Here is a 14504-nt window from a genome sequence, read left to right on the forward strand (position 1 = left end):
CGCATCCTCACATCAACGCAAGCGAGGGAGCGCGCCGTGACCAGCCCGAAGGACATCGTGATCGCCGCCTGGAAAACCTTTTCGTCGCGCGACATCGAGCGCATCGCGACGCTGTTCACGGAGGATGCCGAGTGGATCGCGCCAAAGGGCAACGCCACGGCCATCGCGCTCGACCACACCGACCACATGGTCGGCGCCGAGCAGATCGCGCGCTTCATCGCGCAGGAGATGCACAAGATGTTCTCCGGGATCGATATCGCCTTTCGCGGCGTCTATGCCGACGGTGACACCGTCATCGTGGAGGAACGGATGCGTGCGACGCTCGCCGGCGGCAAGGCTTACGAGAACGACTACTGCTTCGTGTTCATTTTGGCCGGCGATCGCATCCGCGAGGTCAGGGAATATATGGATACGCGCAAGGGATGGCGCATGGTCTTTGGTGAGGAGGCACGATGATTGGATCATCGCGTGCCAGCCCTGCAGCCGCGTGGGTTGAGCCGATCTGCGCACTGACATAAGGCTTGGGCCCATGGATCAGCGAACGAGCGGCGCTGACGCTCTCACTCAAACGAACGATGCGACGCAAGCGCTAATCGGCGTCGTCTGCGGGCTGTCGGCTGCGCTGTTCTGGGCGCTCGGCTTTGCCGGCACGCGGCACGGGCTGAAGGTCGGCTTCACGCCGGTCGATCTCCTGGTGCATCGCTACGTCTGGTCGGGCATCGCCTTCCTGCCGCTGGTGCTGCGCGCCGGCGTCTCCGATCTCTGCGGCATCGGCTGGGCGAGGGGGCTGGCGCTGATGGTGCTCGGCGGCCCCGTGATGTCGCTGATCTCCTACACGGGGTTCCTGTTCGTGCCGCTCGGCCATGGCAGTGTGATCCAGCCGTCCTGCGCGACGCTCGGTGGCCTGTTGCTGGCTGCGCTGTTCCTGAAGGAGCGGATCTCCGCCTCGCGATTGGCCGGTGCGATCGTGATCGTCGGCGGGCTCGGTGTGATCGGCGCGGAATCGATCGGCCATATCGGCATCGACGGCGTGCAGGGCGATCTGATCTTCGTGCTGACCGGCCTGATGTTCGCAGGCTTCGGCGCGCTGCTGCGCCACTGGCGTGTCTCGGCGGTGTCGGCCGCGCTCGTCATCAACGTGCTGTCGCTGCTGCTGCTGCCGATCTACATCGCGACCGTCGGTCTCGCCCACGTCGCCGCGATCGGCATCACCGAGAACGCGATCCAGGCGCTGGCGCAGGGCGTGCTCGCCGGTCCTGCCGCGCTCTATCTGTTTGCGGTCTCGGTGCAGCGCCTCGGTGTCGCGCGGGCGGCGGTGTTTCCGGCCTGTGTGCCGGCGCTGACGCTGCTCACCGGATGGTTGCTGCTCGGCGAGCCGCCGACGGCGCTGCAGGCCGCCGGCCTCGTCACGGTGCTGTGCGGGTTCTATCTGGCGCAGCGGCAGAGCTGAGACGCAGCCGGCTCAGTATTTGGCGACGAGCGGCGTGCTGCCGAACTTGTAGTTGAGCGTCAGACGTGCCGTGTCGACGACAAAGCGCTGGCCTTGCGTGATTGTCGTCGTGGGCGCGAGGCCGGTCGTGTCAACAGCCGTGACCGACGAGCGCCCGAGATCGACATGAAGGTACTCGAGCCCGACGTTCCAGTTTCCGAAGGCTTTCGAGACGCCCGCACCGGCGCTCCAGCCCACGCGGGTCTCGGTAGCGCTCCCGACGAAATTGATGCCGGCGCAAGCAACGCCGCCCGGGGTACACGCAAATCCAATGCTGCTTTCCGTCCGGCCGTAGGCAAGGCCGCCGGTGCCGTAGAACAGCCAATCATTGGCGGCGTAGCCGACCTTCCCGCGCAACGTGCCGAACCAGTTGATCTTGGCCGACAGGCTTTCGTCGACGTTCGCGGCCGTGGTCACCGCCGAAGTTGTCACCAGGCGACTGGCGCGAAAATCCGCGGCTTGAATGTCCGTGACGGCGCCGACCACCCATTGGCCGAACTGCTTGTCGTAACCGAACTGAAGCCCGCCAAACACGCCATTCGGGTTGAGGTTCGGGAATTGATTTCCGCTGACGAAGCCCGGAAAGCCGGTGGTCAGAAACGTCGTGATGTTTCCTGCGTTGCCGGGATTGACGAGGCTGAGACGGGGGTCGGTATTTTCACCCCAGCCATAACCGACATTGCCGCCGACATAGAATCCGGTCCAGTCGTAGACCGCAGCGATCGGCGGAGCCTTGACATAGGGCCGGGCAGCCAGATCGGCCGCCTGGGCGCCGGTCAGTCCAATGATCGTCAGGCCAGCGGCGAGCGTCAGTCTTTTCATGAGGCAATTCCAACTTCCGGATCAAAACACCTGCGAAAATACCTCAGGTTGTCTCGGCCGAATGTAGTGAATTTGACACACCGGCAAGGAAACGGCATTCGCCGGCGCGGCTGTAGGGCGCGCGCCGGTGCTGTGCGAATTCCATCTCGCGTCACGGGAGAGATAGAGGGCGCCGCGACTAGCCGCTCTTCGCCGGTGGGCTGCAGGTGACGGTGCAGCTGTTGAAATCGCAGACCAGCAGTTGGGATTTCGCCGGGCATGCCTTCAGGCTGCGGATCGGCTTGGGCTCGCCGCCGGGGACGACCATTTCGAGCGTGGTGCAGTTGCCATAGCGGGAGCAAGCGCCGCTCGGGAAGACGATGTCGGTGCAGCGACAGGTCTGTGCGGCGTTCGCCGGTGCGCTGCCGACGAATGCGATCGGGGCCACGACGAGCGACGCGGCCAGGATGAACCGACGGAAATACATGACGACCTCCCTATGGTTGTAAAGTATGCGGCAAGTTACCACAGGGGAGGTGCGGCGCTTGTGAAGCGCCTCACAAGGCCGCGCGTGCGAAGCTACTCTAATCGCCGACCTGGACCAGCCGCGATCCCTTGACCGGGGATTTCGGCAGCTTGCCGGGCTTCTTCTTTGCTTTTTTGACGGTCGCCTTCGCCAGCGCCGGTGACTTCTCGAGCCGGTGCAGGATGTGCTTGATCAGCCCCTCGCGATCGGACTTCTTGTCCAGGGCGTAGTGCTTGATCGTGATCTCGAGCCGATCCTTTTTCGGATGATAGTCGTGGTCGAGTGACGGCTTCTTCGACATGGACGGAACCCCCTCATGATGCAGCCGGGCTGCGTGCCCTTGCGTGTCATCCTAGCTGCATCGGGTGGGTTCGCCTATCGCGGTGTGCGTTCAGCGCGCAGGGGTATGACGCGTTGCCGAGCGGTGGGGCGGGTTAGGCCTTCTTTACGAACTCCGACTTCAGGTTCATGGCGCCGATGCCGTCGATCTTGCAGGCGATGTTGTGGCCGTCGGTGGCGTCCTGGAGACGGATGTTGCGGACCTTGGTGCCGCCCTTGACGACCGAAGACGAGCCCTTGACCTTGAGGTCCTTCATCACGATGACGCTGTCGCCATCGCTGAGCGCATTGCCATGGGCGTCGCGCACGCCGCCTTCATCAGGTGCAGCCGCTTCCGCACCCGCCGCGGCGCTCCATTCATGACCGCACTCCGGGCAGATCCAGAGATCGCGATCCTGATAGGCGTGCTCCGACTGGCAGGCGGGACAATGTGTGGAATCATTCATGCTGGTCTCGATCCTGGAAGGGAAACGCCTCGGCGGTCTTGATGCAGATCAATTTTCACGAAAACAACCCCATGCACAGTAGAAATGCTCGCGGGTTTTGAATTTCGGCGAATCGGAATAACATTTGACCCGTCGGGCAAAACAGGTGCATCATGGCAGGGTGGGCAACTGCGATGGTTGAGGGCTGCGCCCCGACGCACTACCCCTCCATGAACCGCGCCGTGCCCGACACCCGGATCGAGCTGCCCTTGGCCGCGCCGATCTCCGCGCGGATCAGCGAGCGCGCGCCCATGTCTTCGCCCTGGACGATGTCGATGGCGCCGCCGTGCGGCCAGCCGATGTCGCGCAGATAACCTGCGAACGCTGCGGCAGCCGCACCCGTCGCGGGATCCTCGACCACGCCGCCGGCGGCAAAGACATTGCGAACATGAAACAGCCGCGGCGTTTCCACCGTCACCAGGGCGATGGTGACCAGGCCCGCTTGCTCCATCAGCGCGCGGCCCCGTTCGAACTCATAATTCATGCGCGCGAGCGCCTCGCGCGATCGCAACGCCAGCAGGGCATGATCGGCGCCGCCGTGAATTTTCGCGGGGGGCAGTTTCGGGTCGAGATCGCCGCTGGCGTAACCGAACAGATCCAGCAACGCATCCCGCAGCGACGCATCGAGCGGCGTGCTGCGTGTCGGCGGCGACTGCAGCGCGGCTGCGATGGTGGTGCCGTCGCGCTGCCCCGAGACGGAAATGTCGGCATCGTTCAGATGCAGCCCAAAGCTGCGATCGCCGTAGCGATGCGCGAGCGCCGCACCGAGCGCGATGGTGGCATGGCCGCAGAACGGCACCTCCATCGCCGGCGAAAAGTATCGCACGCGCCAGGCCTCGCCCTCGGGTGCGGCAAAGGCCGTCTCCGAAAAGCCGACCTCGGCTGCGATTGCCTGCATCGCCGCTGCATCCGGCAACACCTCGCCGATCCAGACGCCGGCGGGATTGCCGCCGGTGTTGCCGTCGGAGAAGGCCGCGATACGGAGGACATCGGTCATAAGGGGGATCCTGTTGGCCGCCAGGCCCGGCGGCCATTGGCGATGTGATGCGCGAAGGCGAGGCTATTGTTGGCGGGCGTTCCGCGTAAAGTAGTCGTGAATCCTGACGGCTTGCCGAACAGGCCAACTGGGCTTCTGCCCGGTGAGCTGACGAGATAGCGCGTCTCGCTGCGCATGCAAGTCGAAATGCAGACCTGCCCAACCAAATGCGGCAGCGATGAAAATGAGACCGGGAATAAAGTCGGCAATTTCGACGGGCTGGTGAGTGACAAGCTTGGCAAACGGCGTCGCGCTGCGAATGCCCGCTAGAGCGGCAATGAACTTGATCAAACTCCAGACGACGAATTGCTCGATTTGCCAGACGAACTTCGGGGCGATCGCGGCCCCGGATATCCCGGCAAGTACATATGTCAGCAATTGGGGACCGACAAAGACGCCGACGATGGCGCCGATGAAAATCACCTCGTCCCTGGCGTTCGTGAGGTAATCGACAATCGCTGCGCATGTCGCTTCGTAGGGTTTACAAACCGCTGCAAGGTGGGCGCTGTTCTTTGCCGCGACGATTTCCAATGCAAAGAAAAGCAAAAAGAAAAACGAGTTGATGTACCAGATCAAATAGAGCTCGCCGGCGTGCTGCTTTCTCAAGCGGCCTGCCACGTAAAATACCGCGACGGTCGCGACGATCACGAAAACGAGGTGCCAGCCCCAGCCCGCCATTTCAAGATTTCCCGCAGCAAGAACAGGGATGCGGAGCGTATTTGAGCACAAGAATTCGGGGCTGACCGCGGTCTGGCGCCTTCAAAACTGCCGACGATGCGGACAATCGTCGGCGGTTTGAGCCTGCGCCCGAAGTCTTAGGCTTGTCTCAATTTTCATTTTCCGCGTTGTCCGGGGCAGGTGCCCGACAACAGGCAGTAGGTCCCGGTACCTGTAATGGAACCACCAATCAGGGGCCCGGCCTTGCTGGTTTTGTCGGCCGAGGCAGTGGAATCCTGGGCTGGCGCAGCAAGAGTGAGATCTTGCTTGGGAATGGCAAGTTGCCGGACGAACTCATCCGGTTGGCGGAAGTTCTGCGTTTCGTATGGATTGTGATAATTGCCTAGCGGCCGCGTCAACGGCGCGGTCTCCAGCCTCTGCACAGTCGGTGAGAGCTTCAGCTCTGTAGCCGCACGCCCGAACCACCGTGCGGCCATTTCTTCCAGGACGACCAGAAACGTTCGGGGAGGAGGCCCGGCGTGGGCCGCGGTGCCGGACGCGCAAACAACTAAAAATACAAAAGCAGCAAGCATTTTCGCACGCATGGTGATCCCTCCATGAGCAAATGACTTTGACTGCAAACGCTCTAAATAATCAGCCAGCTCGGATGGACGCCCGCTGTTGGGCTACCAATGTCTGCAATGTTGCTTCTGCAATCTCGGGGCGGAACGCCCTGGAGAAGCAATATGTCCACCTGCATCTGTGGCGTGTGAGGGGCCCGATCGGTTCACAACGCCGTTTGAATTGGTCTTCACGGTTGCGCGATCATTCGAAAATGGACGTCGGCCACGCGGTTGTTGCGCTGCGTAATTCTGCGGGGATGCCGCGGTGAACGGGTAGCTGCGTTCGTGTCCAATGTCGGGGCAAGCTTCGCACAAGCAGGTATTGGGATAGAGTGGCATCGAATCATTGGGGGAGATTCTGCAATGCCGATCGCGGGGCAAAAGCTGGCCTTTGTCATGGCTTCGACCAGCCATGGGACGATGATCGTCAATCGATTCGACTATCGCATGGTCGCCCCTGACCGCGGCTACGGTGTCGGGTTTCAGCTCCTCGAGGGCGCCGCCTTCGATCCCGGCGAAGTCAAGGTCGCGCTCGAGCTGCTGGCCTTGCGGCGCAAGCACCACGGCGACGGCGTGATCGCGATCGACTGCGGCGCCAATATCGGCGTGCACACGATCGAATGGGCGTCCGCAATGACCGGCTGGGGCTCGGTGATCGCGATCGAGGCGCAGGAGCGGATCTACTATGCGCTCGCCGGCAACATCGCCATCAACAATTGCTTCAATGCGCTGGCCGTGCACGCGGCCGTATCGTCCGAAGCCGGTACGCTGCAAATCCCGAATCCGGACTATTTTACGCCGTCCAGCTTCGGCAGCCTGGAATTGCAGGAGCGTCCGAACAATGAGTTCATCGGCCAGCAGATCAACTATACCGACAACACCGTTCTGGTCCGGAAGATGACGCTGGACGAGCTCAATCTGCCGCGCGTCGATTTCATCAAGATCGATATCGAGGGCATGGAGATGGAGGCGCTGAGCGGCGCCCGGGAGACCATCAACAAATATCACCCCGTGCTGCTGATCGAGAAGATCAAGACGGACATCCCGCAACTCGAGCGATGGCTCGCCGACAACGGCTACAAGCCGTTCGGGCTCGGCATCAACATTCTCGCAGTCCATCAGGGCGACGCGAGCCTGAAGGACATCAACGCGCCGCAACGGGCGGGGTAGGCGGGGCGCGCGGCCTCACGGAAGCAAATGTCTCGTAGGGTGGGCAAAGCGAAAGCGTGCCCACGGACTTTTTGTGACGGAGAGAGGTGGTGGGCATGGCGCAAGTGCGCCTTTGCCCACCCTACGGCGTCGTCGCCGCGTAGGATGGGTAGAGCGGAGCGAAACCCATCAAGTGTCGTCGTGGAATGATGGGTTTCGCTGACGCTCTACCCATCCTACGGGCTGCGCCGCTACCAAGTCGTGATCGAAATTCGCTTGCCTTGCTTTGCGTCCTTTTGCACTCTTGCCGGGCAAGGAGACCAACGCATGAAGATCAAGACTGTCGCGTGTGCGCTCGGAACGGCCGTGGTGCTGTGCAGCCTCGGAATGTCAGGTGCTGAGGCCAAGACGCGGAAGGCCGTCGTCGTTCGCGCACCGCAAGAGAGGCTCATCGTCACGGCGCCCGTGCTGCGGCCAACGCCGTGGGATTACAATGTCGTTCCGCGCTATCGTTATCGACCCGAAGACGACCGCGTCGATCCCTATGGCCCGCCGATCGTGCCGTCATATGTTCGTTACGAGGGATGGCGCTGGCCGTATTGGTGGTAGTGCGCAGCAATTCTTGGCTCTCGTAGGGTGGGCAAAGCGGAGCGTGCCCACCTGTTCTATCCGCATCAATGAGATCGTGGGGACGGCGCTTTGCGCCTTTGCCCACCCAACGGCATCGACGCTGACGCGCCATCCCGGCCACACCTGCTAACCACGTCCGATTCGGGTTCCGGCTCCGCGCTCCCCCGGCCTTGCCTGACATTCCCCCCGTCTATACCTTGCGTTGCGAAAGCGACGATTTTCTAGGAATGGATCGGCTGGAATGACCGTAATTGAGCGCGTGGCATCGGAGCAATCCGCGGCCCCGAAAATGCCGCCCGGCGTGCTGGTCGATGGCCCGGTGGTCGACGCGAAATTTCGCGATTCCTACATCTCGTTCGCCCTGATGATCGGAGGCTCGATCGGCGCGCTGATCTGGGCCTTCACGTATGGGATCGGCCGGGTGGAGATTTCGGTCTTCGCCGGCATGTTCATGCTGACCACGATGGGGATCGGTTTCATGCACCGCTACTTCGTGCATCGAAGTTATCGGGCGGGTCCGGTGATGCGGGCGATCCTCGCCGCGATCGCCACGATGGCGGTGCAGGGCTCGATCCTCAAATGGGTGAGCAACCACCGGCGGCACCACCTTCACTCCGACAAGCCCGGCGACGTCCACAGCCCCTATTATGACGGCGACGGTTATCGCATCGCCTCCTTCGCCAAGGGGATGGGGCACGCGCAAGGCAATTGGGTGTGGGACCGCGCCACCACCGATGCCGAATACTATGCCCGCGATATCCTGGCCGACCCGATCGCGATGTTCTTCACCAGGACGCGCTGGTACTGGTACGCGCTGTCGGCGCTGATCATTCCCGGCGGCATCGGCTATGCCTTCGGCGGCGTGCACACGATGATCGGCTGCGTGCTGTTCTCCGGCCTGTTCCGCAGCTACCTCATGACCATGGCGACGTCGCTGGTCAACTCGGTCTGCCATAGCGATGGCCGCTGGGGCTATCGCCGCTATGAGCTCAACGACGGCACCACCAACGAGCTGGTGACGACGATCCTCACCTTCGGCGAAGGTCTGCACAACAACCATCATCGCTTTCCGCGCGATGCCTATCTCTCGCACGCCTGGTACGAGATCGACATCAACGGCCTGATCATTTTGGGACTCGGGAAGCTCGGTCTGGTGCACGACATCTTCATGGCCGGAAGCCGGCAGCGAGCCTCGGACGGCGGGAAGGGGTCCGTGCCGGATACGGAGGCGACGGTCTGATCGGCACGCGTAGAAGCCGTAGGATGGGTAGAGCGAAGCGAAACCCATCAACAGTCGTCGCGGAATGATGGGTTTCGCAAGAGCTCTACCCATCCTACGGGCCGCGGTTCTCCGGAATGGAGAGTTGCCAAACGCGCGCGGACTGGCGAACATGGGTTGCTGATCTCGTCGGGGCATTCATTCGGCCCCGATCGACGCTATTTTGAAAAATCATTGGAGGGCGCCATGAATCGTTCGAGTTTCCGAATGTTCTTCCTTGCCGTTGCGGCCATCGTCGTTGCCTCGGTCAATCCTGCGTCCGCGCAGATCGTGGCGCTCGGCCACAGCGCGGTCCACGGCAACGTCTCCGAATCCGAGATGTGGCCGGCCGTGCTGGAAGGCTTGCTGCGCGCCAAGGGATCTCAGGTTCATGTCGTCAATGCCGGCGTGTGGGGCGAGACCACCGATCAGACGCTTGCCCGTACGCCGAGCGCCGTTCCGGCAGGGACCAAGCTCGTCATCCTCTGCGACAACCCCGCCAATGACGTCAGGCACAATATGAGCCCGGTCAAAGCCATGGAGAACATCGCGGCCATCAAGAGCCAGTTGAAGGCCCGCGGCATCCGCGTCGTCGACGTCTGGGGAACCTACATGTCGGTCTGGCGGCAGCCGGGCAGCGTCGGTCCCGACGGCCGTCATCTCAGCGTCGAGGGCAACAGGAAGATGGCGGCGGCGGTGGTCGGCGTGGCGAGGTAGCCGACAGCAAAAGCGAAACCCATCAAGCGCCGCCGTGATTGATGGGTTTCGCACGTGCTCTACCCATCCTAGGACATTGGAGCTGGTGCCTCGCGACCGGCGCATTTTTCCCTATTGACTTAGAGTGCGCTCTAACGGGTAGCTTCCCGTGCGTCGTGACGAAAGAAGGGCGTTCATGAAGATTGGTGGACTGGCAAAACGTTCGGGACTGTCGACCCACACCATCCGATACTATGAGCGGATCGGGTTGCTTCCCCACGCTGAGCGGGACCAATCGGGCCAACGCGAGTACGACGCATCGATCCTGACCTGGATAGAATTTCTCGGCCGTCTCAAGACAACCGGAATGCCTATTCGGGACATGCTGCATTATGCAGCCTTGCGGGAGCGTGGCGTCGGCACGGAAGCGGAACGCTGCGCCTTGCTCGAACAGCATCGCGAAAAAGTTCGCGCCCAAGTGGTCGATCTGCAAGCCTGCCTTTTCGTCCTCGACACCAAAATCGCCGGATACACCGGCGAGGACAAGAGGATGAGAGAATATGAAGCATCAATCCCCGAGCGTCGGCGAAAGCCGGCTGGAACGCGGCAAGCGGGCGCTCGCTGACATCGACGGCGAAGCTGGCCACAACGTCATTGCTGCGCTGGCGGATATCGCTCCCGATTTCGCAAACTATATTTTCGAGTTTCCGTTTGGCAACATTTATTGCCGCCCCGGCCTCGACCTGCGCGCCCGCGAAGTCGCAACCATAGCAGCGCTGACGGCGATGGGTACCGCGACACCTCAACTGAAAGTCCATATCGCGGCGGGGCTGAATGTCGGGCTGACCAAGGACGAAATCACCGAGGTCATCATGCAGATGGCTATGCGGGCTTTCCTGCAGCGCTCAACGGCCTGTTCGCCGCCAAGGAGGTCTTTGCTGCTCGGCGTCCGGGCCAGAACGGGTAACAGGACGATGGTGGTAGGCGTGGCGAGGTAGGCGGGCGTGCAGGGTGGATAAGCACAGCGCACCTTTGTATCCGCGGAGGCTGTCCGTAGGATGGGTAGAGCGAAAGCGAAACCCATCAAGTGCCGTCGTGGAATGATGGGTTTCGCAAGAGCTCTACCCATCCTGCGCGTCAATTGTCGTCATCCGCCGCAAGCCGCTGAAACTGCCGCTTCATCGCGTTGACCTTCGCGACATAGCTTGCGACGAGATGATCGCCGCAGCGCTCAGTGGCGATCATCTGAAAGTGGCGGCGCGCATAGGCCGTGGCGGGACCTCCGCCGCAAAGATGGATGAAGGCGGCGAGGTCCTGTTTTTGCTGCGCCGTGGCCTTCACATCGCCGGCGCGGGCGAGGACGTCAGCCACCTGGCGATCCAGATACACCGAGGCGAGCTCGATCGCGTGGCTCGGGATCGCGCGGGTGTAGAGGAAGGTCGAACCGCAGCCGTTGTCAGTCACCAAATTGCCGCGCACACAGAACCGCGCGGCGTCGCTCAGCGCCGGATCGGTCATCTGGTAGAGGCCGACGGCGGAGGAGGCGGGCCGGTAGATCGCGAGCGGATTGATGCTCCATCGCCAGCGCCAATAGGTGCGCGCCACCGGATTGCCCGAACTCTCGACCTGCGCAAGGGCCGCCAGCAATTCGGGCGTGATCGTCGCGGTGGAGTAGGTGCGAAACAGCGGGCCGTATTGGCGCCAGTTTTCGGCCGGCTCCTTGTCGAGGGAATTGCCGATGAGGACGAACAGCTCTGTCGGCTTGCGGATGACGTGATAGGCGAGGTTCAGGAGCGCTGCGGCCGCAAGCAGGATCGCTGCCGTGCTTGCGATCCGAACCATTCGCGGCGCTCGCGCGAACGTCTTTCGCACCCACCGGGTACCCCGCCGGACGCTGAGGCGAGGGAGGAGGCGCTTGCTTTTGCTTGGCATGGGGCGTGTGTAGCATAGCACCAGGGCTGATGGCCGTGAACGCGAGCTCACCAATCCGCATCGCCGTAAGGATCCATCATATAGGGCGGGGGCATCCAGTGTCCTCGCGACGGAGGCTTGGGCCGGCGGGGTGGTGCGGCCGCCTGCACGTGCGGCCGTGCCGGTGCAGCCGTGTCGTTGCTCACCACGCTCCGCACGACGGGTTTCGCGGATGCAGATGCGGGAGCAGACGCGGGTGCAGCCGTCAGTTGCGTTTGCAGCGCCTGGACCTGCGCGGCGAGGCGCGCATTGTCCGCCGCATCCTTCTCCTGCGCCGCCTTGAGCTGCTGAATGGTGTCGGCCTGCTCGCGCAGCGTCTGCTCGCTGCGGCTTTTCAGTTGCTCGAGCTTTCCGTTGATGCTCGCAAGCTCGCTGGTGATGGTCTTGAGCGATTGCGCAAGATCGGAAGATGATGTGTCGGGTGCCTGGGCGCCGGTTCTTGGCGCGTCCGTTTTTGGCGCGTCAGCTTTTGCGGCGTCAGGTCTTGAAGCGTCAGCTTTTGGAGCGATTTCCGGTTCCTTGCCGGGCGGCGGCGCCGGCACGGGCGTTGGCCCATCCGCGGCAGCCAGTTGCACGGCCGGCGGTTGCGCCGGACTTTCGACCGCGGACGCGCGTGGCGGTTGACCGGCGGCGGGCGGCGCCCATCGCGCCATGATCGACTTGCTGAACGATTTGGCCTCATCGCGATATTGCGAAGCGAAGGCGGCACCGAGAAGGCCGATCGCGAGCACGAGGATAACCAAAGCACGCAGCATGGGCCGATCTCCCCTCAGGCCTTGATTGCGGACCGTGCTAGCCGGTGCCGGCACGATGTCCCTGCGAGTCTTGTCCTCGGGAGGCTTGTTCTCGAGAGTCTTGGCCGCCTTCGCACCGCCGCTTGCTTGCGAGGCCCGCGAGCTTTCGCCGCCGCGTTCCATTCCGGAAACCAGCCGGTCCAGCCGCGCAAGGTCTTCCTCTGCGCTCTTGATCTGGTCAAGGGCCCGCGCCAGCCCGCCATCGGCGCGCCCCTCGTTCGGCTTGGGGGCCTCAGGCTTTTGGGGATCGGGTTTGGGGTCGTCTGCTTCAGGCACCGATGCACGCTCCATCCAGTCGGGCGCTAACGGCAGTCCGATCGCAGGAAGGATAGGCCTCACCGTTGTCCAACACAACGCGCGTGCGAAGGAGAAATTGTGGCGGGCTCGGTGCACTGTCACCGGAATTGGTAGCCGGCAATCAATAGCGGCCGCCGCTGCCCTTTTGCTGCGTGATCCAGGCCGACAATGATTTCGGTGGTGATTTCGCAGTCCGGCCCGGTGATGCCTTCGGATTGTCGCGGGCGCCTTGCGTCGAACGGGTGCGCGGCGCTTCCGTTGCGTTGACGCGCTTCGCGGCAGCCGTCGATGCCTCTGCGGCTTCCCTCTCGAGGCGCAATTGTTTCAATCGCGCCATCTTGAGGCGCTCCGCCTCCACTTCGGGTCCGTCGGACAGCAGGGCCTTGTGTTGAGCAAGGTCGGCCGGGACCAGGACACCGAGAATGGTTGTCTCGCCGAGCGCCTTGCAGGCTTCGAGCCGATGCAGTCCCTCGACCAGAACGAGGCGGTCTCCGTCGAGCCGAACGGAAATGGGGGCCTGTTGTCCGATGTCCAGAATGCTTTCCGCGATCTCCGCGACGCTCTCGGGCTTGATTGTCTTCTTCTGCTTCGTGGGAACGAAGATCTTCTCGATCGGGAAGCTTTCCGGTTTGGGCATAACTCGACTCCGCTTCTACCGGGCCCATCGGAACCCATGCCGGTAGGTTCGGAGTTTAGCTCGTAGGATGGGTAGAGCGAAGCGAAACCCATCAATGTCCGTCGTGGAATGATGGGTTTCGCAAGTGCTCTACCCATCCTACGGGCTGTCACCGCAATTCCCATCATCTTCGCGAACCGCAAATACGGGTGGTTGAACGCTTGTGACACCCATCATCCCCGCGTGCCGCGTTGGCAGGCGGAGAAAAATGGCAAAGTTGAGACTGTCAACGACAGATTGGATTAGTAATGCCACTTATCCACGTCATACACTGAGTGTCGTTTGGGGTGCGGGGTGCGTATTGGGAGGGTCGATCATGGCAAGTGTCGGACAATTGCGCAGGCACGAAGGAGTGAACCTGGTTCAACTCGAGGCGGACATTTCATCGATCCGCCACGGAAGCTCGATCGCTTCAGTTGCTCTGCCTGATTACGTCGAGCACACCGAGGGCGTCACGCGCGTCGGCGCGCTCAGTGCAGAGGCGGTCATTCGCGACTATGAATCCGCTGCAAGAGAGATCGAGGCCATGGGCACCGAGTTGATCGACGCCGCGCAAAAATGCGAGGTGCTGACGGCCCAGGTCCATGATGCGATTGCCTTCATGCGCGAAACGGCCGCAGGCTATCGTGCAGAGGGACGCAAGATATTCAAGCGCATCGAAGAATGCGCGCTCTTCACGGAGGACGTCCGCAAGACATGTGAAGAGGTCAAACGCAGAATGACGGAAATCTCGGTCGGCGAGTCCCCCAATGAGGAGATTGCGGCGCCAGTACGCGAGCTGAGCGGAATCGCGGCCAACGTGTCGATGTCCGAGATGCCGTGATGCGGGAGCGGTAGTAGCTCGTAGGATGGATAGAGCGAAGCGAAACCCATCAATGTTCGTCGTGGAATGATGGGTTTCGCAGGTGCTCTACCCATCCTACGGGCTGGCCGACTGTGCGAATGTCTGGCCGCCGCAGCGGTCGGGCCAAATCGCACAGCGCCCAAAAAAAGTCGTACCGCAATTGTGAATTGGTCCACAGACGGCGGCCGTCCTGTCTGTTTATCTGCGGCCAAACGGCCCCTCGTGCGCACGCT

18 protein-coding genes and 1 pseudogene are annotated in these 14504 nt (G+C 62.3%); 9 read left to right on the forward strand and 10 right to left on the reverse strand.

What is annotated here, in order from left to right; genetic code table 11:
- Positions 1 to 36 precede the first annotated feature (36 nt).
- Both NLM32_RS22920 and NLM32_RS22925 read left to right on the forward strand, forming a co-directional pair.
- A complete protein-coding gene (locus NLM32_RS22920; RefSeq protein WP_254131141.1) occupies positions 37 to 456 on the forward strand; it encodes a nuclear transport factor 2 family protein in 420 nt (139 codons plus the stop codon).
- Positions 457 to 529: 73 nt separating this feature from the next.
- On the forward strand, positions 530 to 1450 hold the full coding sequence (locus NLM32_RS22925) for a DMT family transporter (protein ID WP_254131142.1): 921 nt from the start codon (positions 530 to 532) through the stop codon (positions 1448 to 1450).
- A gap of 12 nt (positions 1451 to 1462) precedes the next feature.
- On the opposite strand, the gene NLM32_RS22930 is transcribed toward NLM32_RS22925, so the two are convergent.
- From NLM32_RS22930 to NLM32_RS22960, 7 genes are all read right to left on the reverse strand, one after another.
- Complete coding sequence (locus NLM32_RS22930) at positions 1463 to 2311, reverse strand: outer membrane protein (protein WP_254131143.1); 849 nt, start codon at positions 2309 to 2311, stop codon at positions 1463 to 1465.
- 178 nt (positions 2312 to 2489) lie between these two features.
- Positions 2490 to 2777: a hypothetical protein gene (locus NLM32_RS22935; RefSeq protein ID WP_254131144.1), complete on the reverse strand. Its 288-nt coding sequence runs from the start codon at positions 2775 to 2777 to the stop codon at positions 2490 to 2492.
- A 97-nt stretch (positions 2778 to 2874) separates the two neighbouring features.
- Complete coding sequence (locus NLM32_RS22940; RefSeq protein ID WP_254131145.1) at positions 2875 to 3117, reverse strand: hypothetical protein; 243 nt, start codon at positions 3115 to 3117, stop codon at positions 2875 to 2877.
- Between the two features lie 133 nt (positions 3118 to 3250).
- Entirely contained in the window at positions 3251 to 3601 is a 351-nt protein-coding gene (locus tag NLM32_RS22945; protein ID WP_254131146.1) for a zinc ribbon domain-containing protein YjdM, read from the reverse strand.
- A 199-nt stretch (positions 3602 to 3800) separates the two neighbouring features.
- Positions 3801 to 4637, reverse strand: a complete 837-nt coding sequence (locus tag NLM32_RS22950) for a PhzF family phenazine biosynthesis protein (RefSeq protein ID WP_254131147.1) — start codon at positions 4635 to 4637, stop codon at positions 3801 to 3803.
- A gap of 63 nt (positions 4638 to 4700) precedes the next feature.
- The gene (locus NLM32_RS22955; RefSeq protein ID WP_254131148.1) at positions 4701 to 5354 is read right to left on the reverse strand and encodes a hypothetical protein; all 654 of its coding nucleotides are present in this window, start codon (positions 5352 to 5354) and stop codon (positions 4701 to 4703) included.
- 155 nt (positions 5355 to 5509) lie between these two features.
- Positions 5510 to 5938: a hypothetical protein gene (locus NLM32_RS22960; protein ID WP_254131149.1), complete on the reverse strand. Its 429-nt coding sequence runs from the start codon at positions 5936 to 5938 to the stop codon at positions 5510 to 5512.
- Positions 5939 to 6319: 381 nt separating this feature from the next.
- On the opposite strand from NLM32_RS22960, the gene NLM32_RS22965 reads away from it, so the two are divergent.
- The 6 genes and pseudogenes from NLM32_RS22965 (at position 6320) to NLM32_RS22990 (ending at position 10656) form a co-directional block, all read left to right on the forward strand.
- Positions 6320 to 7126 (forward strand): FkbM family methyltransferase, encoded by an 807-nt coding sequence (locus tag NLM32_RS22965; RefSeq protein ID WP_254131150.1) that lies wholly within the window; start codon positions 6320 to 6322, stop codon positions 7124 to 7126.
- Positions 7127 to 7432: 306 nt separating this feature from the next.
- Positions 7433 to 7714, forward strand: a complete 282-nt coding sequence (locus NLM32_RS22970; RefSeq protein ID WP_254131151.1) for a hypothetical protein — start codon at positions 7433 to 7435, stop codon at positions 7712 to 7714.
- Positions 7715 to 7976: 262 nt separating this feature from the next.
- Positions 7977 to 8975 carry an acyl-CoA desaturase gene (locus tag NLM32_RS22975; protein WP_254131152.1) on the forward strand — a complete coding sequence of 333 codons (999 nt, stop codon included), beginning with the start codon at positions 7977 to 7979 and terminating at the stop codon, positions 8973 to 8975.
- A gap of 225 nt (positions 8976 to 9200) precedes the next feature.
- Positions 9201 to 9710: a GDSL-type esterase/lipase family protein gene (locus tag NLM32_RS22980; RefSeq protein ID WP_254131153.1), complete on the forward strand. Its 510-nt coding sequence runs from the start codon at positions 9201 to 9203 to the stop codon at positions 9708 to 9710.
- Between the two features lie 175 nt (positions 9711 to 9885).
- The gene (locus tag NLM32_RS22985) at positions 9886 to 10314 is read left to right on the forward strand and encodes a MerR family transcriptional regulator (protein ID WP_254131154.1); all 429 of its coding nucleotides are present in this window, start codon (positions 9886 to 9888) and stop codon (positions 10312 to 10314) included.
- Positions 10250 to 10656, forward strand: a pseudogene (locus NLM32_RS22990) (carboxymuconolactone decarboxylase family protein). Before NLM32_RS22985 ends, NLM32_RS22990 begins: the two are co-directional and overlap by 65 nt.
- Positions 10657 to 10826: 170 nt before the next feature.
- Here NLM32_RS22990 and NLM32_RS22995 read toward each other — a convergent pair.
- The 3 genes from NLM32_RS22995 to NLM32_RS23005 form a co-directional block, all read right to left on the reverse strand.
- Positions 10827 to 11621 (reverse strand): transglycosylase SLT domain-containing protein, encoded by a 795-nt coding sequence (locus NLM32_RS22995; protein ID WP_254131155.1) that lies wholly within the window; start codon positions 11619 to 11621, stop codon positions 10827 to 10829.
- A 47-nt stretch (positions 11622 to 11668) separates the two neighbouring features.
- Positions 11669 to 12745 (reverse strand): hypothetical protein, encoded by a 1077-nt coding sequence (locus NLM32_RS23000; RefSeq protein WP_254131156.1) that lies wholly within the window; start codon positions 12743 to 12745, stop codon positions 11669 to 11671.
- A gap of 127 nt (positions 12746 to 12872) precedes the next feature.
- Positions 12873 to 13388, reverse strand: coding sequence for a ParB N-terminal domain-containing protein (locus NLM32_RS23005; RefSeq protein ID WP_254131157.1), 516 nt, complete (start codon positions 13386 to 13388; stop codon positions 12873 to 12875).
- Positions 13389 to 13728: 340 nt separating this feature from the next.
- On the opposite strand from NLM32_RS23005, the gene NLM32_RS23010 reads away from it, so the two are divergent.
- On the forward strand, positions 13729 to 14250 hold the full coding sequence (locus tag NLM32_RS23010) for a hypothetical protein (RefSeq protein WP_375143567.1): 522 nt from the start codon (positions 13729 to 13731) through the stop codon (positions 14248 to 14250).
- Positions 14251 to 14504 lie beyond the last annotated feature (254 nt).

This window comes from Bradyrhizobium sp. CCGUVB14, assembly GCF_024199935.1.
GTDB lineage: Bacteria > Pseudomonadota > Alphaproteobacteria > Rhizobiales > Xanthobacteraceae > Bradyrhizobium.

Coding starts and splice junctions, on each gene's coding strand:
- NLM32_RS22925 (WP_254131142.1), top strand. CDS start 530: ATGGATCAGCGAACGAGCGGCGCTGACGCTCTCACTCAAACGAACGAT.
- NLM32_RS22930 (WP_254131143.1), bottom strand. CDS start 2,311: ATGAAAAGACTGACGCTCGCCGCTGGCCTGACGATCATTGGACTGACC.
- NLM32_RS22935 (WP_254131144.1), bottom strand. CDS start 2,777: ATGTATTTCCGTCGGTTCATCCTGGCCGCGTCGCTCGTCGTGGCCCCG.
- NLM32_RS22940 (WP_254131145.1), bottom strand. CDS start 3,117: ATGTCGAAGAAGCCGTCACTCGACCACGACTATCATCCGAAAAAGGAT.
- NLM32_RS22945 (WP_254131146.1), bottom strand. CDS start 3,601: ATGAATGATTCCACACATTGTCCCGCCTGCCAGTCGGAGCACGCCTAT.
- NLM32_RS22950 (WP_254131147.1), bottom strand. CDS start 4,637: ATGACCGATGTCCTCCGTATCGCGGCCTTCTCCGACGGCAACACCGGC.
- NLM32_RS22955 (WP_254131148.1), bottom strand. CDS start 5,354: ATGGCGGGCTGGGGCTGGCACCTCGTTTTCGTGATCGTCGCGACCGTC.
- NLM32_RS22960 (WP_254131149.1), bottom strand. CDS start 5,938: ATGCGTGCGAAAATGCTTGCTGCTTTTGTATTTTTAGTTGTTTGCGCG.
- NLM32_RS22965 (WP_254131150.1), top strand. CDS start 6,320: ATGCCGATCGCGGGGCAAAAGCTGGCCTTTGTCATGGCTTCGACCAGC.
- NLM32_RS22970 (WP_254131151.1), top strand. CDS start 7,433: ATGAAGATCAAGACTGTCGCGTGTGCGCTCGGAACGGCCGTGGTGCTG.
- NLM32_RS22975 (WP_254131152.1), top strand. CDS start 7,977: ATGACCGTAATTGAGCGCGTGGCATCGGAGCAATCCGCGGCCCCGAAA.
- NLM32_RS22980 (WP_254131153.1), top strand. CDS start 9,201: ATGAATCGTTCGAGTTTCCGAATGTTCTTCCTTGCCGTTGCGGCCATC.
- NLM32_RS22985 (WP_254131154.1), top strand. CDS start 9,886: ATGAAGATTGGTGGACTGGCAAAACGTTCGGGACTGTCGACCCACACC.
- NLM32_RS22995 (WP_254131155.1), bottom strand. CDS start 11,621: ATGCCAAGCAAAAGCAAGCGCCTCCTCCCTCGCCTCAGCGTCCGGCGG.
- NLM32_RS23000 (WP_254131156.1), bottom strand. CDS start 12,745: ATGGAGCGTGCATCGGTGCCTGAAGCAGACGACCCCAAACCCGATCCC.
- NLM32_RS23005 (WP_254131157.1), bottom strand. CDS start 13,388: ATGCCCAAACCGGAAAGCTTCCCGATCGAGAAGATCTTCGTTCCCACG.